Here is a 25,931-nt window from a genome sequence, read left to right on the forward strand (position 1 = left end):
TGATGTAATATAGACAGTCGAAGATATTCTGTCGATTAGTTTAAAAAAATTTTTATAGGGGGTGAATCAACAATGAATCAACGTGAACGGTTAACCAAATTGCTGCTGAAGCAAAGCTTGATTCGTCTGCTCAAAGAAAAAAATATAAGCCAAATCAGCGTAAAAGAATTATGCGCTTCAGCAGGCATCAATCGCTCTACCTTTTATTTGCATTATGCAAATGCATACGATCTGCTTGAACATGTTGAGCAGGAGATTATTGATAACACAAATGCATATCTAGAAAAAATCGAAGCTAATGACAATGGCATCACTTATATATTGACCTTCTTAGACTACATCAAAAAGAATGATGATTTATTTGCCATCATGCTACTCAAATCAAATGATAACGAGTTGTTTTCAAAACGTTTGCTTAATGAAGTACTGATGAATATTGACACTTTCCTTCAGCTTGACGTTCCCGAAAATATGAAGCGTTTTACTTACGCTTATTTGGTTAATGGAAGCTTAGCAATTATACAGGAATGGATATTAGAAAATTTCATTATATCAAGCGATGAATTGGCTCAACTTATTTTCTCTTTGGCGGATCATTCCTTATTAACGTTTAAGTCATCGGAAACTTGAAGTAATAGTCACCAGACCCAACTAGTAGTTTAAGGCCTTCTGACATTTGTTCCACACTGGATAGACCTATGACTTGTTCTATTGGTGTCCCAGACTCCAAGATACTGTCCTGATTCATCGTTGGAATAATAATCTCAGCTGTTGTATTGGATGGAATCAGCACTTGCATTTCTACTGAATCTTCGTTCTGTTTTTTCCAAGTTACCTTGATCGTTCCATGGACAGATTCAAGCGAAGCATCAACCCACGTCAAATGTTCCCCGATCTGCGGCTGGATCCGTATTTTTTTATAGCCTGGTTCTAATAGTTCGATGCCACCGGCAGTGCGATAGAGCCAATCTCCAATAGCACCGTAAGCATAATGGTTATAGGAGTTCATATCATCGCTCCAGAACGAACCGTCCTGTTTTATTCCATCCCAATGTTCCCAAATGGTTGTAGCCCCTTGGATTACAGAATATAACCAGGAAGGATACTCTTTCTGCAGTACCAATTGGTAGGCTACATCCGTATAACCGAATCTAGAGAGGACTAGACACAGATAGGGAGTTCCCACAAAGCCGGTCGTTAGGTGCACTCCATTTTCTTCGATATGGTCGGCTAGCATCTTGGCCGTCCGATGACGATCCTTTTCCTCTAATAAGTCAAACATAAGGGCAAGTGTATACGCAGTTTGTGTCGGTGAGGCCACCCTACCATTTGGCGTTACGAACTCTTGACGGAATGCCAGAACAATCTTCTCATGCAATGCTTCATATTTTAAGGCATCTTCGGGTTTTCCAATGACAGCCGCTGTCTTAGCTAGCAATTCCGTTGAATAAGCATAGAACGCGGTAGCGATCAACTCTTTTGGTGTTGCTCCGACGTAGCTGTTTTCTTTGGCATCCAGACCTAACCAATCTCCGAAGTGAAAACCTGTATTCCATAGATATTCGTCTTCACCTTGCGCCCGAATATACTCGACCCATGCTTTCATACTTGGATATTGCGTTTTCAGCACACGAATGTCCCCATAACATTGATAAAGCGTCCAAGGACAAATCACCGCGGCGTCTCCCCAAGCAGCAGAGCCGTATCCTGCCGTTGGCACATCGGGAATAACATGCGGAACTCTTCCGTCTTCTTCTTGATCTGCGGCCAAATCCTTTAGCCACTTTTCAAAGAACGGAACTACATTCATGTTGTAGGCAGATGTGCGAATAAAAACTTGAGCATCCCCCGTCCATCCCAATCTTTCGTCTCGTTGAGGGCAATCTGTCGGGATATCTAGAAAATTCCCCTTTTGTCCCCATAAGATGTTGTGCTGAAGCTGATTCAAGAGTACATCTGAACAGTTGAAGTTTCCCGTTTGCTCCAAGTCCGTATGGATGACGCAGCCGATGAATTGTTCCAATAATTGATCTAGCGGTATGCCAGTCACTTTTACATAACGGAATCCTTGGAAGGATAAATAGGGCTCAAACGTTTCTACCTCCCCGCCATGGCATATATAAGTAACAGTTTGTTTTGCAGATCGTAAATTTCCGATGTAGAAATTCCCCTCGCGGTCCAACACCTCAGCATGTTCTAAAGTAATTATTGTTCCAGCTTCAGCATGAACCGTAAATCTTACCCATCCAACCATATTTTGTCCCATATCCAGCACGTGTTCGCCTTTAGGTGTAGTAATGACTGCAATAGGCTTGATGGTTTCTATAACCCTGGTCGGTTCGTTTTCCTGAGCAACCAATGAAGTCTCTGGACGGTCCTTGAGAATAGTCTTTTGCCACTTTACATCCTCAAAACCGGGAGAAGACCAACCTTCTACCTCGAGCCTCGCATCATACGTTTCGCCATGATACAATTCTGACATCAAGAGTGGACCTGTAGAAGTACGCCAGTTGTCATCCGATACAAAGATTTGTTCCGAACCATCAGATAATGTGACGTGTAGCTGGATAAGCACAGCACGATCCTCACCAAAGATGTCTTTCTTTCCTTCCCAAGCTAAATATCCTTTATACCACCCGTTTCCCACCATGCAACTAAGAGCGTTATTGCCAGCAGCAATCAAAGAAGTCACGTCATAGGTCTGATATTGAAGCCGTTTATTATAACTGGTCCAGCCAGGGTTAAATAACGTGTTATCTGCTGGTTTACCGTTTATATATAAGCGGTACATCCCAAGAGACGTTGCATACACACGCGCTGATACAACATTATCAGGGATTGAAAATTCCGTACGAATATAGTCGCAAGGATCAGCCCCATTCTCTTGGTGATTCGGAGGTGCTGCTATCCATTTTGCCTGCCACTCATCTACCGATAACAATGCCGTTTCCCAGTGCGCAGGTTCACTCCATTCTGAAACTATCCCATGATCGTCCCAAGCTCGAACCCTAAAGTAATACCGGGTGCGGGATTGTAAGGCGGGACCTTCGTATTCAATATGCACATTGCTATCCGACTCTACCTTTTCAGAATCCCATATGATTTTTGAAAAGAAATTGTGATCATTTGCGACTTGAACTTGATAGGCTGATTGGATAAATCCCCGTATTTCTGTGCTGATCCACCAACTAAGCCGCGGATGTAAATCATCAATCCCCAACGGATTCTTTCTATAGTTCACTTTAAGATTTGTAACTTCAAAATTGGACATTTGTATCAACCTCCTATATTCATCCAGTAACCTGCCGGAACACTTTGAACTGTATTCATAGATCTTTGATCCGGCAGCTATTTCTATTGTATGAGTTGAGAGAATTTAGAATTGGGGGTATTTCAGACATTTTTATAGGTGGATCTAGACATTCATTCATTAGTTTCGTACGATATGTCTAGCCTTAGCAATTTGAAAGGGGCCACGATTATGAGTATCAGACGCAGCACTTTTGTCATGTCTGGAGATAGCTTTTTCGAGCCTGGTGTGCCAATTTATGTGAACAGGGCTTGCGAAACGTTCGAATTGAATGCGCATTCCCATGAGTTTATCGAAATTACTTATATCAGTGAAGGAGCAGGCGTTCACTACATTGACGATGAGGCTGTTCCTGTCGAGCACGGTACGTTATTTTTTATCCCCATTGGACGCAGTCATGTATTTCGACCTAAGACCCCGATGAAAGACCGCCCGCTCATCGTTTATAACTGTTTATTTCCAGTAGAGTATTTATCAGAACTTCAGGCTACCTTTCCTCACGCTACAGATATTTGTGAATTTTTCACAGACATGCAATTGCTATGGTACTCTATGAAAGATGTCAATGGCGCATACCATATAATGTTTCGTGAACTGTTTCGTGAATTCTCGGCAAAACCGCCAGGATATCTAGCTGTACTCGATGCTCTAGTCGTACAAATATTAACAGGCTTGTTTAGACATCGATTGCAGATTGTTGCGCCATCAGGGGATAAGCCGCAATGGATGGCAGTGGATGATGCGATTGCATTTATAAATTACAACTATGCCAATGGGCTTAAACTTAGTGATCTCGCCAGTAAAGCGAACCTTAGCGAACGGCAATTCAGTCGCCTTTTTCAGCATCAGACTGGAATGAGCTTTACAGATTATACGCAAAGTATTCGAATGGATGCTGCATGTCGTATGCTTTCAGGAGGTCATAGAAGTGTAAGTGAAATTGCCGCTGCAGTTGGATATGCTGATCTCAAATTTTTTCACCAAATATTTAAAAAAAAGATAGGAATGAGTCCCCGACAATATAGTAATTCTATTCGAAGTGAACACTAGCTTCTAACATTCAAGATAACAAAAGCTGCCTAGCAATTGCTAGGCAGCTTTTCCTACTTATCACCGGCAAGTGTAAGCCACTTGCGATTGTGATGCTCCTGAACTTCAACGGGGGTATCAAAGAAATCGCTCAACACATCCGACTGCAAGCAGTTTTCTGTCTCATCCCCTTTGTAGATTTCTCCGTTCTTCACCAGCAAAGTATGTGTAAAGCATGATGTTATCTCCTCGATATGATGCGTTACATACAGCAAAGTTGGTCCGTTCGGTTGCTTCGTAATCTTCTCAATCATTTGTAACAGCTGTTCTCGGGCAAAAATATCGAGTCCTGTGCAAGGCTCATCAAGGATCAATAGATCTGGATTGGCCATAAGTGCGCGTGCAATGAGGACCTTCTGACGCTGACCTTGCGACAAGGTATCGTATGTACGAGCGGCTAAGGAAGAGCAGTCTAGAAATTCCATCAGCTCCTCGGCTTGCTTTTGATCCTCTTCATTCGTCTTGTCATATAAACCGATAGTTGCGAATTTTCCGCTGAGGACGATGGTCAGCGCAGTCTGATGGCCGTATAGCTTCTGTTGCAGCGAGGTGCTGACCCAACCGATTCGCTTCCGTAACTCTCTAAGATCCACATCGCCAAAGCGGTGGTCTAGCACTTCGACTTGCCCAGTCGTCGGCCATATATAGCCGTTTACTACGTTCAGCATCGTCGTCTTGCCTGAACCGTTTAGTCCGACGATACACCAGTGTTGCCCTTGTTTCACTTCCCAATTCATATCGCGTAAGATCATTGTTGTATCACGTTGCCATGATACATTTTTGAGTGATATAATCATGCCCAAATTCCTCCTCTACATGAATGTCTATATTGAACTTAAAGCTCAGAAAGTGTTCCATTTAAAATTTTGAGCGTCGATTGTACTGCTTGATCTGAATCCCCATTTTTAATAGATTCATATACTTGTTCATGGTAATCGGATTGAGGATCATGGGAACTATAATTACGGTTTAATTTACTCATTGCATCTGACAAAATATGAGTAAACGTTCTATATAAGTCAATGATTACAGCGTTTTTACTTGCCATTGCTACAGCCATGTGGAATTCAATATCCGATTTGGCATACAGTTCACGATCATTCTGCTTTAGAGCCATATCTCTTGTATCCAAATGTTTTCGCATGTTGAATAAGTCAGTGTCATCATGCCGTAGAGCTGCTAATCTTGCGATTTCTAATTCAATCATTTTTCGAGCTTCAAAGACCTCAATCAATTCTGCACGAAGTAAACGATGGGTAAGTGGTTCTTGAATAATAGGACTGGATTTTAAGTAAGTTCCAAAACCCTGCTTTTTCTCCAATAGACCAGCATGAACTAACACACGGACTGCTTCTCTTATCGTTGATCGCCCTACATTAAATAATTTCATTAATTCAGGTTCTGGAGGTAATTTGTCTCCTGGCAGGATTGTTCCTGTTGAAATTTTTTGTTGTATTTGATTAACAACATCGTCCACTAACTTAGTGGCTTGAACGGGTTGGAACGACCCCTTTTCAAACATCTGATCATCTCCTCTTTTTGCAGAATAACATGATATTCTTTACTTAACAAGTAAGATTTTGAAGTTTATAACGGTCATAATGGGAATAAAAAAGCAGCTAATCATTTTGATTAGCTGCTGACGTAATTTATTTAACTATCCCCTTATTGCATGTTCACTCAATTTTATTGCCCTTTTTCCATTACCGCAAAGTAGTTATTTTCACCGTCTGCGAAATTGAATACTCTTCCACCGGGAATTTCTACAATATCTCCAACCGTAACATTTTTGTCCTTCAACTCTCGATTCAATTGATCAAAATTATCCGAAAAGAACATTAAAGAAGGTGTTCCGAGATTCATTTCAGGATTCATTTGGGCAACCAACTCTTTATTATGAAGAACAATACTAGTCGCTGCACCTTTCGGAGCAAGCTCGATAAATCTCATAGGGCCATTTGTTTCGTCTAAAATCACCTCAAATCCTAGCTTTTCTGTCCAGAATTTTTTGGATTCCTCTTGGTTATTTACATATAACATAATTTGTCCAATTTTATTAATCATAAGTTATACTCTCCTTCTTAGTCGGGATAATTTATTGCTTTTACAATATACCTCATGAAGAATATTCACGTCAAGGAATATTAATTCGAACTCCCCTTTTGCAAATATAAGTTGGCTTTGTTTCCGGAGGTTGTCCATATCCCCATATTATTTACTTTCTTTTCCTACATTAAACCGAATTTCAGACCAGCGAAAGAGAACATCGATAATTATTTTTATTTTTAAATACCTCTACAATATTTCAATATAACCTTCTGTTCCATTCACACGAATTCGTTGCCCGTCTTTTATCAGCTTGGTGGCATTTTCCACTCCGACAACTGCTGGCAAGCCATATTCACGAGCGATAACGGCTCCATGGGTCATCAGTCCGCCAACTTCGGTGACCAGGCCTTTAATAGATACAAACAATGATGTCCAGCCAGGGTCAGTAAAGGCGGTGACTAATATATCGCCATCTTCCAGATCTGCCTCTTCCATGTTTAAGATGACACGAGCTCGTCCCTCTATTACTCCGGTAGAAACAGGGAGACCTATAATCGCTTTGTCTGGCAGATTTTCTCGTTTGTATTCACCTGTAATAATTTCACCATCAGATGTGATTACACGTGGCGGAGTAAGTTTTTCAAAAAAATTGTAATCGTCTTTTCGTTTGCTGATGATCTGTTCATCTAGTTTATTTGTGCGTACGACTTCGTGAAGTTCTTCAAAAGTGAGATAGAATATATCTTCTTTTTTATGAATAACGCTAGCTTTTACGAGTTGTTCGGCTTCTTTCAGTAAAGCTTGCTTATAAATGAAGTAGCGGTTAATCATTCCGTATTTTGGATATTCACGGTAACCGATATAATTCCGGATAAAACTGATTACTCGTTTTGTCTCTTCAGCTTTTAGTTCTCCATCCGGTAATTGCTTCAATCGATCTAATAACTCTTGTTCTTTTTCTAAAGCCTCCTGTCGGCCTTGCTCAAATTTTCGATTTCCAGCATTAGGCTCAAAGTTTTTGATATTACTGAGAATCATGGGGACAAGTGTAATCGGTTTTTCACTCCAACGAGTTCTCGAAATATCGATTTCACCGGCACATCGCATTCCGAATTTGTTGAGATAAGCATAGAATGCGTCTTGAGTTGCTTGTCCACCATCAAACTTAACCAGTTTATCCAAAAAAACATCATCTTTTACATGTTGTAAATAATCAACTATTTCCGGGTAAGGACGAATCACATCTGCAACATCCAAAAGCGCCAGACCCATTTCTGAGGTAATGTTGTTTGGTACAGATTGAGAAAGCATATCTGCTGCGTTTTTTTCACCTAACCACTCGTACATTTTTTCATTAATCCATGACGAAGCGTTCATAGCAGTCATAAAAACCTTTGTACTTTGTGGGTCAGATAAGAACTTCTTTAATTCCTGGAGATCTTCAAGAATAAAATCAAATAGATCTGCTCCTGATTTCGTTCGGATGTTTTGTCTTAATTCTTCTATCGACGTTTGACTGTTCTTAATCAAATCAGAAACGATTGCCGGATCATTTTCGATTAATGCTTGAAAACCTTCTGACGAACTATCTTTACTGCTATTAACGGGACTCTGTTCTTTTCTATCATCTGGTAACGATTTTATATATTCTCGTTCTATTAGGGTCATAAATGCGTCTTTTATGAGCGGATCGGATTTCCCAAGGGTATTTATGAAATTTTCTCTGCTGACAGGTGAAGCCAGCATATGTGTAACATCAACAAACAACCTTCCACCGGCCTTACGCATGGGTGCAGGAGTGATTAACAGGTAAAAAGACAATCCTAGTGGTTTCATGGGATCCGTCATCATTTGTTGATGACCGACAGATACGTAAACGTGATTTTCTTGATCATTTACTTCAGGGATCGGGTATAAAGTAGTGATTGGCCGACTCTGAACAATATAAAAAGTATCATGATCCAAACACCATTCGATATCTTGTGGACAACCAAAATAAGCTTCAATCTCTCTACCTAAACGTGCCAGTTGTAAAATTTGTTGTTCGGAAAGGGTTTGAGTCTTTTGCTGATCGAGATCGATTTTCAGGGTCTCTGTTCCACCTTCTTTTAATCCATAGATAGCCAATTTTTTGGTTGCTATCATCATATCGACGATTTCCTCTTCCTGTACTTTATAACAATCGGCAGATACCAAGCCAGAGACCAGAGCTTCGCCGAGCCCAAAACTGGCATTAATAGATAGCAGCTTTCGATTAGAAGTCATCGGATCAGCAGTGAATAAAATCCCTGAAGCCTGAGGGGAAACCATCTTTTGCACGATAACAGATAAATATACCTGTCTGTGATTAAATCCATTTTGCATGCGGTAGATTACCGCGCGATCCGTAAATAGAGATGCCCAGCATTTGCTGATGTGCTGCATGATTGCTTCTCTTCCGATGATATTTAAATAGGTGTCCTGTTGACCGGCAAATGAGGCATGTGGTAAATCTTCAGCAGTTGCACTAGAGCGTACTGCATAAGCCTGTTCTTCACCAAGTTGTGAGAGATAGTGAGTAACTGCTGTCACAACATCGGAAGGAATTTCTACTTCCATGAGGAGTTGTCGAAGCTTCTTACTGATTTCACCAATTTGCTCTCGATCGTCTACGTTTAATATGGATAGTTGATCCAATAAAATATGATACTTTTCGTTCTTTTCGATGGCTTTTTGGTAGCCCACTGTTGTAACACAAAATCCTTCTGGTACTTTTATTCCTTCGATAGTTGATAATCGCCCTAAATTCAACCCTTTTCCGCCCACGAGCAAAAGCTGTGTGGTTTCTATTTCCTGAAAACCAAGAACCAATGAATGCATACAAAATCTCTCCTAACCATTAAAATGAGAAAAAATTTGACAAGAGTTTAGCTGCATGGTATATTATAAATATAAGATGCATTATCTATGCCTTTATATTTTTAAAAGTCGTGATCCGATTATATCATCGTGTCTTTTTATATGCAATATAAAAGAACCTGAAAGCTATTCAGGTTCTTTTTTTGTGTTTCCCGCTATTATTTGTTATTCAAAAACCATGGTTCGAACCGAACTACAACCCATAGACTTCAAACTCATAAATTCGTGCTGCTGTATCGGCTCCTTGGGTTGGCTTAAGAGTTATTAATTTTACATAGCGAGCTTTCACCAAAGCAATCGCGTCTGTCGACTCAGCTGCCGAGTTTCCTTGCACGTTTACAACATCCGTCCAGTTCGTTCCGTCGTTACTCACCTGAATGGTATAATCGCTTGTATTAAACCCGGACCATTCTCCTCCACTCTGAGCATGCTTGATGATAAAAGTGCTGATTTGATGTTCGGCTCCTAGATCGACTTGTAGCCAATGAGGCAGATTTCCAAGTGCACACCACTTGCTATTATCCGTCACTTTACCGTCAACTGCGTTTGGCGCGCCTTCCTTGTCTCCGCATGCATGATCGGCTGTTGCAGGTTTTCCAAGTGCTAAATTCTTCACCGCACCAGCTTCCTTACTCACTGTAATGAGCGCCTTTTTCATAATTGTGTCTTGGCCCGAACTGTTGGTTGCAGTTAGTGATACGTTATATATGCCCTCCTGATTGAACATTACAACCGGGTTCTTCGATGTGCTGACAGCTGGGCTACCGCTTTCGAAGCTCCATGACCATTCTTCTGTCACTTCGGTCGACAGGTCGGTGAAGTTTACGCTCTCACCTGGAGCTACCAAGGTCCGATCTGCCTTGAACTCTGCAATCGGCTTCGGATAAGCTGGCCAGCTGATCTTCGCGCTGGAGGCCTGACCTTGCTCGTATCTTCCATTGATTGCAACGACCTTTAATGCTGTTAGTGTTTCTTTGTCTATTCTTCTCATCTCAGGAACGTAAAACACATGATTTGGCGTTGCGCCCAATAAAACCTCACTACCATCTGGAAGTACTCTATAGATTTCGTATTGCTTCACCTGCTGATCAAGTGCTTTCCACTCCAATCTAGCATCTCCATAAATTCCATCGCGGAAATCGGATTGAGTAACCTTCAGATCGCGAACCGCCGGCAGCGTTTTGATCGGGTCGTTGGCATTTTGGATGGAGAGCTGGCCAATTTGAATACTATAATTACTAATCGTATCCTTGGAATCAAAATAAAGTGATACTGCTACGATTCGTTTCCCTTTGTATGGGGTCAAATTCAAAGTTTCGGTAGTCCAGCCTGGTGCTGTCTTATCCTTCACATTAAGAAAGATAAATTGGTCTGGTTGGTCTGCAAAAGCAAGACCTACCTTCAAGCTAGGCTTGTTCAGCGTTTTATAAGTAACCGATAGCTTTGTGCTTGCTTCGATTTTAAGGTCTGTCTTGTATAGCTTCAGATGCGTTGCATTGTTATGGCTCAGATCACCTGAAATCTTCAGCGAACTGCCACCGTAATACGCATCTGACCAATCGAGCTCTGGAGTAAGTGAAGTTCCTTTGCTGTCTGCGATCCAGCGCCATGTTGGCAGGATATCCTGCAGGCTCCGGTTATTCCATCCCTTATCTCGTACCTGCTGCCCTCGGACATAATATTTCTGCCCGCTTCCTGTATTGAAATTGGTGATGAAAGGTAGCTTATTTACAGGGGATGATTCTGCCACATTGTTCGCGATTCCTTTCCAGGCCTGATCGCTCACGGTGTTACCCGGATTCCCGTTTGGCCCCACCCAGAATTTGTTCTCGCGTGCGAAGAAATCCTCCATGCTTTCTGCGCTGTTGAAAGACCAGTCTGGACGGTAGATACCAAGGGAAGTGACGGCAGGTTGACCATCCGGAAACAGCAGATTCCAGTTCACATTCGTATCGTAGCCCTTGGCTTCAACATCTATCCCTGCATACAGGTCATACGGACTTCTATCTAAACTTTTGGCCTTCTCTGCCGAGCTTTTAAGATCTTTCCACCAGAAGTTCAGGAACATATTGTCTGTTATTTTCTTATTATTGTCTTGCAGGAACATTGCATTCTTGTCATTTAGCGCATTTTGCCAACTGATACTGCCCTCCTTGGTCATGGAGTCGTACCATACGATTTGCATAGTTGCAGATTTGTGCGATTCTAGATAACTTAAGAAAGCTTTCATTTTCTGGGCATCAGCTGGTGTTCCACCTTCAGTCTCCTGGTTAATAAACCAGCCGTCAAATCCGTAATACTTCGCAACCTGGATCAGCTTATCTGCGGCAGGAAAGGAACCGTCGCTGTTCTGCTGAAGCATTTGCTTCACCCATTCATATTTCCCTCCATAAACAGTTGGCGGGAAGAACACCGTTCCGACGATCGGTACCCCATTTTTATGTGCTGCGTCGATCGTATCAGCGCTTGGTGGTACGATAATTCCTTCACCGGCAGATCCGCCCCAATAGACCAGCTTGTCAACATATTGCCAATAAGTAAACGTATTAGCTCCAAATTTGTCTGATCCCTGTGATGGCACACCACTTGTTCCCGAGTTCAGTGCTGATAAAGCCATAACTTTTGGCGCTTTTGTCGCATGAGCATTGACTCCATCTGTCACAAAGCGGTCTTGCAGAGGAATTGTACTTCGGTTGAATACCGCATCCGGGTCGGATGCAGGACTCCACTGAAGCAATTGCTCTGGAAACCAGTAGGATGAATAAGGCTGTTTAGCGAACGCAGTAGTGGATAATGCTACGCACATCACAAATAAGAATATAAAACCTGCACCAATCTTTTTCATGCCGTACTCCTCCAATCGATTATTTTATGATTGCGCTTACATTTTATCAAGTTGGACAAAGCTCTAGATAGTGGATTAATGACAAGTCCAGGTGCAAATATTACAGATTGTAAGTCTGAAGCTAGTATCAGACAGCACTCCATAAATAAAAGAGCCCTCATTTAAACAAATGGGGGCTCTCAATCTTTTTATGTCATTTAGAATCAATACTGGACTTGTTTGGGATTTCAAGTTATGTATCCTGACGTTAAGCATTCAGATTTAAAAGAAATTGCCGTGTGTTCTGATAAGCATCGTTCCATCCCATTTTAGCATAGAAGCGTAGTCCGTCGAGCCCCTTGAAATAATAAGCTCCCATTAGCCGCTCTTTAAAATAAGGTATCTTTATGCTGGCTTTCTCTTGATTGATTTGATATGTCTTAATGACATCACTCCACGGCATATGCCGATCGAGAATCGCAAGGTCTATGAGAGAATCACCGTACATGCAATTCCCATCGATGATGCCGGTAATTCGTGTTCCATCGGACAAAATATTCCACTGTTGAAAATCTCCGTGTATAAAGCTTCTGTACGATTCATTATAGGGTACGTAGTCCATCAACCGACCGTATATTTCTTCATATACATCTCTCTCCAAGCAAGAAGTACGGAAGAGATCATGCCAGTTCTCCCAGAATGTTCCCCTTTGATCCTCTGCATTTACGGCAACGACGAAGTCTTTCCATGATACATAGGATCCGTTGCCGTCAGCAGCGATCCACCCATAGCCGTTAGTTGACCCAATATCTGCTTCAGCCATTTTTTTCAAAATACTAATAATCTCAGGCAACTGATGAGTTTGTTCCTCTGCTGTGAAATCGGATAGATTCCGTCCTTCCATTCGTTCCATGATTATATAGGTTAACTGGTTAATTCTCCCTAACGCCAAACATTTGGGGAAAGGGATGTTTTGACCTGAGAGCAAATTGGATACATAGTGTTCCGTTTCATATGCTCCTTCCAGATCACTGAATTTCACAACATACCCCTTCCCTTCGTGGTTGAATGAAAACACATTACTTATGTTGCCGCCAGAAAGCGGTTTAATCTCAGTTGAACCAGGCCCAAGATGATTTTCTAATACTTTTTCAATTTCACTTATGGCCAATTTCGGTTTCTCATACATCACCATTGCTTCAACTCCTATAAATCGAATAGTCTCAGATCTGTATCCTTTGAGGACTACTTCAAAATTTTCTTAGCCTTTCGTTTCCTAATACGATCAATTTACGTACAGCTTACCAGATAGTATTGATAAACTGGATAGTAAAAACAATTATAATTGAATTATCCGCAACTGAGCATTATTGAACAGAGGGGACATTTTTAGGGGACCAACTAGTTAAGTATTAGACTTAATTATATTTCTGGAAAATCATCCTATGGGTGTTCCATTAGGCAGTTTCATATCTGGCTTCAATAGAATTACGTCACCCTTTTCAGGTACACCTCCAAGGACTAATACCTCTGAATTAAAGCCTGCAATTCGTCGAGGAGGAAAATTGACTACCGCAATTACTTGTTCTCCCATGATATCTTCAGCCACATATCTTCTAGTAATTTGTGCACTAGATTTCTTTATTCCGATCTCATCTCCAAAATCAATCTCAAGCTTGATCGCAGGAACTTTTGCTTCGGCGAAGAATTCAGATTTAATTATTGTTCCAACACGAATATCCAATTTCAAAAAATCATCAATAATAGCCATATAGCATTCTCCCTTTAAATGATATTTTCTTAATTTATTTGCTTATCTACTTTGATTCTGATATTTAACAGTAGTGTAATTGAAGGCTTTTACCCAGAAATACATCCCCATGCCGAGTAGAGTCATCATCCCTCCTATAAATTGAAAGCTAGTGATTGTTTCTCCCAAGAATAGATAAGCTAGTATTATGGCGAGAACAGGCTCACCAATAATCCCTACAGAAATAGTAGTTGCACCTAAAGATTTCAATAACATATTAATAATAGATTGTCCCAAAATAGTTGGGATTAATGCGAGTAAAAAGAAATAGATCCAGTCCGAAGAGTTATAATCTATCAAAGAGAAATGGTTTGACAAATTGTAGATTAACAAGACGCTTCCGCCAAGGAAAAAAACAATAACACTGTATAAACTTGCTCCTATTTTATGACTTACTTTTTGTCCTGCCAGCATATACGCTGATACAAAAACGGTTCCTAATAATGATAAGCCATCCCCTATTAACGCCACTTTAGAAACTCCAAAGTCTCCCCAAGCGATAACTATTGAACCCAGAAGTGCAATCACTAAACAAAGAATGTTTACCACATTTACCTGTTCTCTGAAGATGAAGTATGAACCAATCATTACAAATAAAGGCTGCAATGATAATATCACCATAGAGCTTGCAACTGAAGTATAAACTAAAGACTCCATCCAAAATAAGAAGTGTAATCCAAGAAAGAGACCCGCTAAGAAAACAATACTCCAGTCTTTTTTACTCATCTCCAGACAGCGAAGCTTTTTCCATGATACAAAAGGAAGCAATAAAATTACAGAAGCAAACAATCTATACATGCCGGCTACAGAGGTGGGAGTATTTGAAAATTTTATCATGATGGAAGAGATCGAAATAGATAAAATACTAATAAAAAGCAAAATGTACGGATATGACGGTTTATTTGATTTCACATATAATCCTCCAAAATGTTCTATCTACTTCCTGTGCACAGAGTGATAAAATCAAGATTGGATATAATAATATCATCATCATTGTTTAAATTGTGTCATTATATCGTTGTATTATATATAAATATCATCATTTTAGAAGGGACGTCATTAGATGTCAAAACTGCTGCACGAGAACATTCTTTTTCCTGATGCTTCATTTCCATACGTTATGTACACAGCTAACTCTCGGAAAATTATCCCTGAAGGACGAGGATTTAATGACTTACATTGGCACGAAGAACTTCAGATCACTTTGGTTACTCAAGGTAAACTAGTTATACAAGTGAATGGTATTGATTATGAATTGAAAAATGGCCAAGCCATTTTCATCAATAAAGGTGCCCTTCATGTTACGACGCACCTGACTCCTGACGGTCAGTATGTGAGTTTCAATTTTCCTGAAAAGCTGTTGGTCTTTTATGCAGATAGTGCTATGGAAAAAAATTATGTATCACCTTATACGAACTCTTCCTTACTGTCTCTAGTAATTAAAGGAGATGCTGAATGGCAAAGAGATGTACTAAACATGCTTTTGGAGCTGAAGAATAGATTTGATATGCCAAAGAAATGGGGATGGGAATATGAGGTTTCTATCAGAACCGTACAACTCTGGTTAACCTTGATATCTAATATTTCTCTCTCCTTTGAGGACACAGCTAAATACGTAAAAAGGCAGCAAGAACGACTTCAACTCATGCTTTCTTTCATCCATCAGCACTACGCAACTAATATAACTTTGCAAGATATTTCTGATGCTGCTCATTTAAGTGTTTCAGAATGTACCCGTAGTTTCAAAAAGACCCTTCATATCACACCGTATGAATATTTAATAAAGTACCGGATTAAGAAAAGTATGGAGCTATTAATTTCAACTGATTATACAGTAACTGAAATTGCCCATAGAGTTGGTTTTAATCATGTTAACAACTTCATTCAGTCCTTTAAAAAACATCAAACAAGAACACCTAAAGATTTCCGGAAATTAAGAAATGAAATCAAAATCCAAGATACTTTGCCAATAGATACTCCTGGACGGGGGCCGGAATTGTTTTAAACTATATAAAAAAAAGTGGCAGTCACGAAGGCTTCTTTTGCCCTGTTTGACTACCACTCACTGTTTAATATCCCATATCCTTTAATATTTTGGATAACGTGCTCAGACGCTCACCGATCATTTCATCGTCATCGCTAAGAGCTTGATTAAATAGCTTAATATCTTCATTAATTCGCTCATTATCTGTACATACCGCTACAGTCATCGCATCCCCTTGCAAGCCAACTCTGTCGATGACGGGCTGCTCCGGGTCATATAAATTCTCATATCGATACGCTTCGCGGAAATGTTCTAACGACCGGCAAATTAGAATGGACAAATCAAGCACGCGATGAAGAGGCAGTTCTTCTGATTGTCTGGACCATTTTTCCCCGGTATATCTCCATACCTTAGCAGAAATATCGACCTTTCCTCGATCATTCCACTGCGCCAATCCTAAGGAAAGACCTTTCGCATCTGTGTTTCCAGCCATTCGGCCGTCAACCTTCTCATAATTCTCCGATACGACAACAGGCTTATGTTTTAAAGTTGTAGGTATTTTCATGTTTTTTTTCTTCCTTCCAGTTACTATTTTACTAATTTACTAAACGACGGTTTCATCTTATCTTGGATTTCATCGTTAGTCAATTCGTGGTTTGTTATAACCTTTATCTCCGTAGGGCTGTAACTTCTCTAACCATGGCTTTAAGATTTTCTTCCGTTCCCAGCGCATATCAGTTACCTTATCTATCTCCTTCTGTTCTAGTACCTCATAAGTGAACGCATCCGTACCGAATTCTTTCCAATCCTTCTGGAGCTGGGCATTTGCAAATCTCCCTGAATCCAACTGCATTTGCAGGGTAAGCCATTTGTTTTTCAAATTAGGATAGCTGTCGATAAATATTTTGCCGTTGATTTGGTTTTTGATTTGAGCAACACCCATATAAATCTTAATCTGTTTGTACTCCTCGATCAGCTCTTTGCGTTTATTCATATCCATATCTTTCTCTCCTTATCTTAGATAATAAATTCATGGAAATTGTAGTTGGATTTTCATTTTCCCAGCGATTCCAGCTCCACATTACTTCTTATCTTAACCACAATAGGAAGCAGAAAAAGCGCACCGATAATCACAAATACACCACTCGCCATAAATACGCCCATCAAGGAGAACGTATCCTTAAGGTAGCCGGAAATGAACATGCCAACCACCATCATTCCCATAAAAATAGGCATGATTGCTCCTGAAACTCGGCCAATAAAGGCCCCTTCGGTATTTCGCACAAGAAGTGTCTGAATCCCTCCTTGAATGCAAGGGTAAAACAAACCACTGATCACCAAGAAAATAATCGTCAGCCAAATTTGCTTAGAAGCTCCCATTCCAACCGTACAGACGGCATTGACGAGTAAGCCTATCAAAAGCAATAGCTGTGGCCTTACTTTTTTGGCTATCCCGATTATTGCAGCTCCGCCTACTAACATGGCTGCCCCACTAGCCATCACAAGCCACTGAAGAAATTGTTTGTCCTTACCTAAGTTCTCGATGACAAGAAAAATCTGAAGCGGCTGAGTTAGTCCTGATGCCAAACCCACCGCCGAGAAAGTTAAACTAAGTGTTCTTAAGGGTTTACTCGATCCGATGTATCGCAAGCCAGCCGTTAACTCTTTGATGAAGCCGCTGGCTTTACCTGACTTGGGTTCTTCTTCATCCCGAGGAAGGGAAGACAATATAAGCGAAGAGCCCAGAAACATAACGGCTGTCAGGATCAGAGATACGTGAATTCCAAACTTAATAAAAATAAACGTACCAATAACGGGTCCCAAAACCGTAAAGACAGCGACAAGGGTTTGGGACATCGCCATAACGCCTTGCAGCTGTTCAGCTGGCACATGTCTCTTGTACAGTTTCATCGCCGAAGGCTGAGAAAATTGAGATAAGCTGGCAGATACAAAAGATCCGATAAGAAGCGCAATCCATTCGCCATTCATGACCGCAATCAGCACCACCCCGACGGACAAGCCAGATAACAAATCGCTCCATACCATGGTTCTCTTCGGCCGCCATCGGTCGGCAAAGGTCCCACCAATAAGACCAAAAAGAAAGATCGGTGCAAATTCGGCAACCGATATCAGAGATACATCTACCGGATTATTATTCGTCAATTCAGATACATAAAGAAGGACGGCATAATTCCGGATCCATATTCCGAGCTGCAATAACACACGGGAGAGGATAATTGTTCGAACATAACGATTAGAAAACATTTTAATTCCCCATATCCTTTACTATTTTTTACACCTTCTCAAAACTCTCCAACATGACAACATGATTATGTTTAAACGTTGTTGGTATTTTCATTGCACCACTCCTATTTACTAATTTACTCATTTACTAATTTACTAAATCACTGCTTCATTTTATACAGGATAGTGTCGTTCGTCAAGCCGTTTTCAGTCTCGATATTCCACAATCCTTTTTTTAAAGGTGTTAATTGATTCTGTAAACAAATAAAAAAGTGGAGCAACTGCCGTAGCATTTGCTCCACTTTTTTACGTTTATCTAATTTCAAAAAATTCTTTAGCGTATTCGACAACGCCATGGACATCTGAGAGACCGTCATCTATAAGCTCAACGGCCATAAAATTATCGTCTGAAACTTCGAAAGGTGCTTCTATACCAAATTGACTAGCTTTTTTATAACCAAACTTCGGATAATACTTATCATGACCCAAAACGACAGAGCCTTTATATCCAAGCTGTGTTGCGATTTTGTGGCCTTCAGTAATCAGTAGCTTCCCTATACCCTTGCTTTGCATTTCTGGTAGTACTGCAACAGGTGCAAGCGCAACCAGAGTTTGATCACCCACTAGAATTTCTGAAAAAAGGATATGACCGACGATCTTATTCTCATATTCAGCTACAAGAGATAACTCCGGAATAAACTTTGTCGAGCTCCTTAGTCTATTTACCAAATTGTGCTCATCATGATCTGAATGTTCCGCATTTTCAAATGATTTTTGGACTACATGGTAGAGTTTGTTAATATCTTGAGCTTTTTCTTGTCTAATGATAATGTTCATTGATTTAATCTCCTGATCATGGATTTGAGCTCATTGCTTTCTATTCTGGGTCTTGGATAACCGTTAATAGTTACCTGAATCATAGCTCGTCCCAATTGTTCCGATGTAATGACACTGTTTAACTTCTTTAGCAAGGGATAAAGTGGCTTCATCACATCATAAAAAATCTGATACACTTTTGTTTTGGATTGTACGCCATATAGGGGTAGAATCACACCTGGTCTGAACATATATGCGTCCTTAAAAGGTAGCTTCAACAGATCGTTTTCTGTCTTCCCTTTCACTCTCGCCCACATAGAGCGTCCTTTTCCGAACTATCCGTCCCACTTCCAGAAACATATATAAAGGTCATTTGAGGGTTCAATCTTGCTAATGTTGTTCCGGCGGATAGCGCGATATCATATGTTACTCTTTTATATTCCTCTTCCTTCATACCAGCAGAGGAAACCCCAAGGCAGAAAAAGCATGCATCATAACCTGTGATTTCATGTTCTATACTTGATAATTCAGCTACATTGGAAAGTTGAATTTGTCTTAGTTTTGTATGTTGCTGCTCTGTCTTTTTACGCCCAATCGTAAGTATTTCTTGAACTCTATCATCCATCAAACATTCACGTAACGCGCTTTGACCAACCATACCTGTAGCTCCAAAAATAATGACCTTCATATCATTGACTCTCCAATCTAAAAGATGATTCTATTTCCAATATTAACAGGCATTTTCGAAGCCAACAATCTTTTGGCGTAATCATGGATTGTAACAATGTGCTTGCTTCTTCATCCTTTATAATCATGCAACAACAGAAGGATTCCCAATTTCCGCTTCACCTAATATAAAGTCCTAGAAAGCTATACTATAAATCTATTAAAGTTTGACCTTGTTTAGGATCAGTGAGACGAGCATATTCTATCCAGATTGATAATAGTATGAAAGAAATGAAACCCACTCCAAGCCCTTCAACTGAACTATGATGCTCTAACCCCAGCTAGTGACCTGGAAGGAATAAGTGAAACGAATAACGGAGGTGTATTTTAAATGCAATGTATTTTGTGTGGCCCTGCCCCAGCTATCACCGTATTCCATGAGTATCATTCGTTTACGTTAATGCGGTGTAGCAACTGTGGACTTATCTTTAGAGCGAATATTGCGGAGGTTGATACAACCGGCTTAATCGCAGATATTTATAATACAGAATGGATTGCAATGCGTGAAAAATATGCTCAAGCTACCTATTCCGACCATGCTCTGTTTAATTTAATGCTGCTGGAAATGTTCAGTCCAGAAAAAGGAGCATTGCTAGAGATTGGCTCTGGAACAGGTGAATTTTTACATGCTGCTGGAAATGGCGGCTGGAGAGCGGTTGGCATTGAACCCTCACAAATGTCTCGAGCCTATGCCAAATATAAATACGGTGTGGATCTGGTTAAAGATGAATGGAAAAGCACCCAAGACGATGACTCGGCTGAAAATCCTGATCTTCCTCGTTATGATGCGGTAGTGTTCTGGCATGTGCTTGAGCATATTTCCGATCCATTTGCATTTTTGAAGGATATTCGTAATCTTTTGACAACGCAAGGGAAAATTTATTTCAGTATTCCCAACAGCCATTCATTAACCAACGAAGTCTACGGACCTGAGTCACCGTTATTTATTGAACCCGATCACCTGTATCATTACACGGACGCTAATGTGCGTGAATTACTCAATCAGGCTGGATTTGAGATCATTTCGATATTCACGCGGCAGCTGGTCTCTGTTTCGGATGTATTGATCGATGCACATCCTCACTATGGGCCGAATACTCCATTTGTAGAGCGAATGGCATTATTGGCCAAATGGCAAGGCGAACGTCGCGGACATGAGATATGTTGTGTGGCCAGCCTGAAGGAATAATTTATTATACTTGCAAGAAAAAAAGCTGGAGCCAAATACACTTGGCTCCAGCTCTTTTGTGATGATTACAATCCCATAATTCTATAAATCAAAGCAGCAGCCTCCGCACGGGTGGTCAGATTCAGTGGTCTGAAGGTTCCGTCGGAATAACCATTGATTATCCCTGACTGCTGCAGGTACTCAACTGCTTCCCTGGCATAAGCTCCGATTTGCTTCTGATCAGCAAATACTACGGTTTTGCTGGAGTAATCCGGCTGAAGAGCTGCTAAACTCCGAGCGCGAAACAAAATAACAGCCATTTCTTGGCGAGTAATCGGTTCTTTTGCGCCAAATAAGCCTTCGCTGCGTCCGTTAACAATCTTTAGCGCCTGAGCTGTTGAGACAGCTTGGTAATACCAAGCGTCTGGACTCACATCTTCGAAAGTACTGCTGTTCTCAGGCTGAAGGTCCAGTGCCGATACCAGCAGTTGAACAAACTCTGCTCTGGTGATTTGGCGGGCAGGCTCATATTTGCCATCGCCTGTTCCGTGAACCAAATCACGAGATGCCAACGCTTCAAGGATAGCACCGAAGACCGAATTGACATCAGAGAAGTGTATATCTCCATTCGCTGCAGCGTATAATCCAAACTTCCGTGTTGTGAAGGTGATGCTTTCTGTACCTGAAACGTATTTGGAGTTCTTGACCACTTCCGCCAGCCCCTCGCGGGTAATAGAATAGACGATGGCTTGATTCGGCGCTTCACTAGGATTCAATTTATATCCAAACGATACCTTCATTGCCGCAGTTTGACTTAATGTTTCTATTTGCTTTCCGTCTACCATCAAGGAGATCCGGTACACGGCATGCGTTTTCCATTTCTCTTTTAATGAAACAGAAAGGGTTGAAGGATCAACAAAATGAATGGACAGCTCCAACTGCTTGGAACCTTCCGGAATATTGCTACCCATCTTGTCAATTGGGAACGTCACGGTGGTTTCACCTGCTTTTATTGTAAGAGAGATAACATTATCTTTCAGTTCGGTAACGGGCAATTGAAAGGTTACTCCCTTAGCTGTGGCATCTAATTTAGTAAGCTCAAGTGCCAATGCACCATCTTGCACACTCTTCATCGCTTTTTGAATTTCTCCAGTAGGAAGCTGTGCAAGGCGCATTCCTTCAGCATCAGGTGAAGCCTGAATCTGAATACGGCCGGCTGAGATTATATTCACTGGATTAACTATTTTCCCTCCACTGTTACTATTGTTACTGCCATTATTGCTGCCGGACGAACTGCCAGGCGTTTCTGTTCCCCCGCGGTCTTCACTCCGTACCACTTTCAAAGTGTAGGTCTTTGTTGTTGTTCCATTTGCGGCGGTAACTTTGATGCTGACGCTATTTTCTCCTACTTTTAGTTCACTTCCGCCAGTTACTGTTAATTTGGCTTTCGGATCTAAAGGTATCCCTGTAACAGTCACGGCTGTTTTAGAAAAGGGTACATTTATTGTATAGGTCAATGTATTACGGTCAAACCCGGGAATATCTGTACCCTCCATACTCAAAAAGCTCAAATCAGCATTATCACTCGGTTGTGTCTCCTCCTCATCTTCGACATTCATAAACTGGAAGGTGCGGAAAAGTGCCGGATCCTTCGCAGCGCCTATGCCTGATCCCCACTCAATATACCCTTTTCGGCCCGCACCATCATTATCGTTAACCAACATCGAGAAGCTCAAGACATTGCCTCCCGCTCCTCGAATTGGACTTACTTCACTCCAAGGTAGTGCCAGTGCATATGAGGTAATCTTAGTCGCTTCATCTCGGGTTACACTTAGAGTTCCTTTGGTCAACACTCCAGTAGCAGCACCTTTCATGGACAGCCAGCGGTATATTTGCGGCCCCTCCGGCGTCTGTGAAATTCCGTATTCATACCAGGATTGGCTATCGCCCGGTACACCGGGAGCGAGGCTGAATTGAATACTGTCATTTTGCCAAATATTAATCCCGGAAGCGTTATGGCTGAATACATCATCACGGATGTCGGCAGTCAAATAAATGTTATCCTTGTCCCAGCGTAGTTGTGCTGTTCCGCTAAGATCATCCGCACCGTTATACCCGCTCAACAAAGGGGTTCCGTCTGCAAGATCAATCAGCGCGGGAGTTCCTGTGTCTGACTGATGCTTCATCCGGTTAATATCTATGTTTTGCTTGAGGTGAATTGTCTCATAGCCTTCAAGGTCAACGGTCAAGTCAAGAGGATATTTGACACCTTCAGAGAATCCCGGCAAGGGTATTGGATAAGTAAATTTGTTATTCGGAGCGATTTCTGCTAGTTGCGACTCGCTACCGCTGAGTTGGCCACTTCCTTCCCCTATTTTCCAGGAAATTTTGTTAATTTTCAGAGGGTCTACTCCAGAACTGTTTGTAAACTGAAGTTGAAGGGATATGCCTCCGTTTCTACCATCTGTAATATGAGGAGCAATTTTTAAGCCTTGAAAATATAATCGCAGATCATCTACAGGTGCTTCAGGCAGTGTGGCAGGATCAAGTCCGGGTCCATTATAGGCTCCGATATTCGGTGGATTTTCTGCTGAAACAGCATTTCCCCAATAGTCCCGACCGCCATTATCTGCAATAATAGCACCAGCACCAAGTGCAGGAGAACCTTCTCTCAGTTTGTAACCGTCCACTGTATTCCAGCCAATTCCACCGCTGCCCTGAGCAACCAAGAGCGGATTCGCTGTGACGGAATTCGTATTTTCCGGCTCGCTTACTGGATGATTTCCATACAACAGGTTGTGGTCGAAGCTGCCATTTTCCCCGGGCAGATTATAACCTCCCTGTCCAAGGTTGTAGACCAGATTGTTCCTGAACGTATAGGGAGCGTTGATATTTCCCGCGTCGTCCCATTCATGGTCGATTATTTTGGTGTTTTGCCCAGTGCCGATATAGATCGTATTGTTATAGATTTGCGTATCCGGCGTAACCCCGCCTGCAAAATTAAACGTATGCGTCAGATCATTCTGGCTGATGTTGTATCTGACTACATTGTTAGAGGAGCCGATAAGCACTCCTGGAGTTAAACGGGCATCGACAAAAAGCATGAATCCGCCCTTATTTCCATGGCTGTAATTATATTGAACTACACTGTCCTTAGTATCGATATCCAGATTGAAGCCCTGTCCATCTCCCTCTGGTTTATTTGTGTTAAAGGACTCATTAAACTGCACGATATTATTCTTGCCCCGGGTCGGCCAGATTGCGGCTGAGCCGTTAAACTCGCCTTCTTCGGAGTAGTTCCCACCTTCTTCTGCTATGTTATGCTCAATTAACGCTCCGTCCGCACCGAAGGTGAGGATGCCGTCGCTGTCTGCTTGTTTGACATAATTTCCGCGGATCGTAACATTGACCGTAGCATAGTCGGCTCCGTTGAAACGCTGATCCCATACCACAATTCCTGTCCGTCCAATTCGTTCGACCGTGTTGCCTTCGATCCATACCCCATCAAATTTGTCCGTTCCCGTCGTTCCACCCACATATACGGAGATTCCACCGAACGCATGTGGACCCCCTTCTGCACCGGAAACTGTCGGATAACGGAAGCTGCTTGATACATCATGTATATAGTTATCCTGGATGCGGATATTTCTTAAAGTTCCTCCGTTTGCGTTCTCCACCATTATGCCTTCCCGGTAAATGGTTCCTCTCTCGGAAACATAGTTTGTGACCTCCAGATCCCGGATGCTCCAGTTTGAGGCGTTGCGCAGGTATACAGCTGCTCCGGCCATGCCTCCACCATTGATAGTCGGTTTACTTCCGCTGCCATAGGCAGTGATTGTTATCGGTTTATCGTCTGTTCCGCTACCCTTAGGATATAATTGTTCGTTCCAGATTCCACCCTTCTTTAACAAAATTCGGTCTCCAGCCTCAAAGGTGGTCTCGTTCACTACAGAGAAGGTCTTCCAGGCTGTCTCAGGTGTTTTTCCATCATTGCTGTCGCTGCCTGCAAATGAATCGACGTAATAATCTCCGTCTCCACCGCTGTTCCCTCCATCTCCAGGCAAGCGATTGGACAAGGAGACCGATCCTAGCTGCATCAGCCAAGGGGCGGAATCGCCGCTGAGCTCGATTTTTAAATAATGAATGCCTGAAGGAATCCCTTGTGCTGGGGTATAATTCGTCCCGGTCCAAGCTGCATCTCCTGTAGATTGTGGAGCTTCATGTATTGCTGAAATCTCTGTCCAGGTGGATGCATCCGCCGATCCATAGAACTTTATGCTTCCGCTAGACCCGGCAAAGGAATGCAGACGGACGATGAAATGCTGCAAATTATGCAAATGGTACACAAGTGATTCTGCCGAATCTGCTGTTCTCACTGCACGAGAATGATCTCCACCAAAAAAAGTGGGATTGCTTGTATCTAAAGACCAATTTGTACTAAATGCATACAGCTGTGAAACATCATCAAGCTCATCATTAATCGTTTGGGGTGCAAGTGATACATTGGAGAGCGTAAGGTGTCCAAGCTGCATCAGCCAGCTGTCGAGGTCGCCGCTGATCTCGATTTTGAGATAATTGACATCATTCGGAAGTGCACCGGCGGGCGTGTATACTGTTCCATACCAACCAGAACCGGTTGCTGTGGGACTGTCATTAATGACTGGAAGCTCCGTCCACGCTGTCGCATCACCCGATTCGTAGAACTTGATTACGGCTGTTGAGCCAGAGAAATAATAGGCTTGAAGCGTAAACGACTGAATTCCTGTTAATGAATAAACGGCATAACCGGTATCCGTGGATGTCCTGACCAACCGCGTAGCATCTCCGCCGAAGAATTGAGGATTGCTGCTGTCAATCAACCAATTCTCCGAACTCAGCTCCGCTGCTGGCAAAGCAGTGAAATCATCGGCATACGTCTCTTCAGCATGGGCAGAAGCACCCATTACTGGGAACACTGTCGTAAAGATCAGAACCATCATTAGCAGTGATTTTGCGAGTTTTTTTAACATTGTT

General features: G+C 41.8%; 20 protein-coding genes. 4 read left to right on the forward strand and 16 right to left on the reverse strand.

The window, feature by feature from the left end; genetic code table 11:
• The first annotated feature begins 72 nt into the window (after positions 1-72).
• Positions 73-630: a TetR/AcrR family transcriptional regulator gene (locus ACFWMP_RS16280; RefSeq protein WP_042188388.1), complete on the forward strand. Its 558-nt coding sequence runs from the start codon at positions 73-75 to the stop codon at positions 628-630.
• On the opposite strand, the gene ACFWMP_RS16285 is transcribed toward ACFWMP_RS16280, so the two are convergent.
• The gene (locus tag ACFWMP_RS16285; RefSeq protein WP_379424234.1) at positions 611-3,271 is read right to left on the reverse strand and encodes a family 78 glycoside hydrolase catalytic domain; all 2,661 of its coding nucleotides are present in this window, start codon (positions 3,269-3,271) and stop codon (positions 611-613) included. The genes ACFWMP_RS16280 and ACFWMP_RS16285 overlap by 20 nt on opposite strands.
• Positions 3,272-3,481: 210 nt before the next feature.
• On the opposite strand from ACFWMP_RS16285, the gene ACFWMP_RS16290 reads away from it, so the two are divergent.
• On the forward strand, positions 3,482-4,360 hold the full coding sequence (locus ACFWMP_RS16290; RefSeq protein ID WP_339241042.1) for an AraC family transcriptional regulator: 879 nt from the start codon (positions 3,482-3,484) through the stop codon (positions 4,358-4,360).
• A 53-nt stretch (positions 4,361-4,413) separates the two neighbouring features.
• Here ACFWMP_RS16290 and ACFWMP_RS16295 read toward each other — a convergent pair whose 3' ends face one another.
• The 8 genes from ACFWMP_RS16295 to ACFWMP_RS16330 all read right to left on the reverse strand — a co-directional run bounded on the left by ACFWMP_RS16295 (position 4,414) and on the right by ACFWMP_RS16330 (position 14,892).
• The gene (locus ACFWMP_RS16295) at positions 4,414-5,196 is read right to left on the reverse strand and encodes an ABC transporter ATP-binding protein (protein WP_042188384.1); all 783 of its coding nucleotides are present in this window, start codon (positions 5,194-5,196) and stop codon (positions 4,414-4,416) included.
• A gap of 38 nt (positions 5,197-5,234) precedes the next feature.
• The gene (locus ACFWMP_RS16300) at positions 5,235-5,921 is read right to left on the reverse strand and encodes a FadR/GntR family transcriptional regulator (protein ID WP_042188382.1); all 687 of its coding nucleotides are present in this window, start codon (positions 5,919-5,921) and stop codon (positions 5,235-5,237) included.
• A 164-nt stretch (positions 5,922-6,085) separates the two neighbouring features.
• Positions 6,086-6,463 (reverse strand): VOC family protein, encoded by a 378-nt coding sequence (locus ACFWMP_RS16305; RefSeq protein ID WP_042188380.1) that lies wholly within the window; start codon positions 6,461-6,463, stop codon positions 6,086-6,088.
• A 231-nt stretch (positions 6,464-6,694) separates the two neighbouring features.
• Positions 6,695-9,307, reverse strand: a complete 2,613-nt coding sequence (gene ppsA / locus ACFWMP_RS16310) for a phosphoenolpyruvate synthase (RefSeq protein WP_379424235.1) — start codon at positions 9,305-9,307, stop codon at positions 6,695-6,697.
• Positions 9,308-9,539: 232 nt separating this feature from the next.
• Positions 9,540-12,191, reverse strand: a complete 2,652-nt coding sequence (locus ACFWMP_RS16315) for an endo-beta-N-acetylglucosaminidase (protein ID WP_379424236.1) — start codon at positions 12,189-12,191, stop codon at positions 9,540-9,542.
• A 247-nt stretch (positions 12,192-12,438) separates the two neighbouring features.
• Positions 12,439-13,365 carry an aminoglycoside phosphotransferase family protein gene (locus ACFWMP_RS16320; RefSeq protein WP_379424237.1) on the reverse strand — a complete coding sequence of 309 codons (927 nt, stop codon included), beginning with the start codon at positions 13,363-13,365 and terminating at the stop codon, positions 12,439-12,441.
• Positions 13,366-13,608: 243 nt separating this feature from the next.
• Positions 13,609-13,941 (reverse strand): chaperone CsaA, encoded by a 333-nt coding sequence (gene csaA, locus ACFWMP_RS16325; RefSeq protein WP_076283759.1) that lies wholly within the window; start codon positions 13,939-13,941, stop codon positions 13,609-13,611.
• 42 nt (positions 13,942-13,983) lie between these two features.
• Positions 13,984-14,892, reverse strand: a complete 909-nt coding sequence (locus ACFWMP_RS16330) for a DMT family transporter (protein WP_379424238.1) — start codon at positions 14,890-14,892, stop codon at positions 13,984-13,986.
• 151 nt (positions 14,893-15,043) lie between these two features.
• Here ACFWMP_RS16330 and ACFWMP_RS16335 point away from each other — a divergent pair, with 151 nt between their 5' ends.
• Positions 15,044-15,985, forward strand: coding sequence for an AraC family transcriptional regulator (locus tag ACFWMP_RS16335; RefSeq protein WP_379424239.1), 942 nt, complete (start codon positions 15,044-15,046; stop codon positions 15,983-15,985).
• Positions 15,986-16,049: 64 nt separating this feature from the next.
• On the opposite strand, the gene ACFWMP_RS16340 is transcribed toward ACFWMP_RS16335, so the two are convergent.
• From ACFWMP_RS16340 to ACFWMP_RS16365, 6 genes are all read right to left on the reverse strand, one after another.
• Positions 16,050-16,529 carry a DUF6530 family protein gene (locus tag ACFWMP_RS16340; protein ID WP_042188373.1) on the reverse strand — a complete coding sequence of 160 codons (480 nt, stop codon included), beginning with the start codon at positions 16,527-16,529 and terminating at the stop codon, positions 16,050-16,052.
• Between the two features lie 75 nt (positions 16,530-16,604).
• Positions 16,605-16,964 carry a GIY-YIG nuclease family protein gene (locus ACFWMP_RS16345; protein ID WP_379424240.1) on the reverse strand — a complete coding sequence of 120 codons (360 nt, stop codon included), beginning with the start codon at positions 16,962-16,964 and terminating at the stop codon, positions 16,605-16,607.
• Positions 16,965-17,017: 53 nt separating this feature from the next.
• On the reverse strand, positions 17,018-18,229 hold the full coding sequence (locus ACFWMP_RS16350; protein WP_341145328.1) for an MFS transporter: 1,212 nt from the start codon (positions 18,227-18,229) through the stop codon (positions 17,018-17,020).
• A gap of 291 nt (positions 18,230-18,520) precedes the next feature.
• Positions 18,521-19,045 (reverse strand): GNAT family N-acetyltransferase, encoded by a 525-nt coding sequence (locus ACFWMP_RS16355; protein ID WP_379424241.1) that lies wholly within the window; start codon positions 19,043-19,045, stop codon positions 18,521-18,523.
• Positions 19,042-19,329, reverse strand: a complete 288-nt coding sequence (locus tag ACFWMP_RS16360) for a Rossmann-fold NAD(P)-binding domain-containing protein (RefSeq protein WP_379424242.1) — start codon at positions 19,327-19,329, stop codon at positions 19,042-19,044. The genes ACFWMP_RS16355 and ACFWMP_RS16360 overlap by 4 nt, the downstream gene beginning before the upstream one ends.
• Positions 19,326-19,712, reverse strand: a complete 387-nt coding sequence (locus ACFWMP_RS16365; protein ID WP_379424243.1) for an NAD-dependent epimerase/dehydratase family protein — start codon at positions 19,710-19,712, stop codon at positions 19,326-19,328. Before ACFWMP_RS16365 ends, ACFWMP_RS16360 begins: the two co-directional genes overlap by 4 nt.
• A 369-nt stretch (positions 19,713-20,081) precedes the next feature.
• On the opposite strand from ACFWMP_RS16365, the gene ACFWMP_RS16370 reads away from it, so the two are divergent.
• Positions 20,082-20,939, forward strand: coding sequence for a class I SAM-dependent methyltransferase (locus tag ACFWMP_RS16370; protein ID WP_379424244.1), 858 nt, complete (start codon positions 20,082-20,084; stop codon positions 20,937-20,939).
• Between the two features lie 65 nt (positions 20,940-21,004).
• Here ACFWMP_RS16370 and ACFWMP_RS16375 read toward each other — a convergent pair whose 3' ends face one another.
• Positions 21,005-25,927, reverse strand: a complete 4,923-nt coding sequence (locus tag ACFWMP_RS16375; RefSeq protein ID WP_379424245.1) for an S-layer homology domain-containing protein — start codon at positions 25,925-25,927, stop codon at positions 21,005-21,007.
• Positions 25,928-25,931 lie beyond the last annotated feature (4 nt).

The organism is Paenibacillus sp. NPDC058367 (genome assembly GCF_042723305.1).
Taxonomy (GTDB): Bacteria; Bacillota; Bacilli; order Paenibacillales; family Paenibacillaceae; genus Paenibacillus_AQ.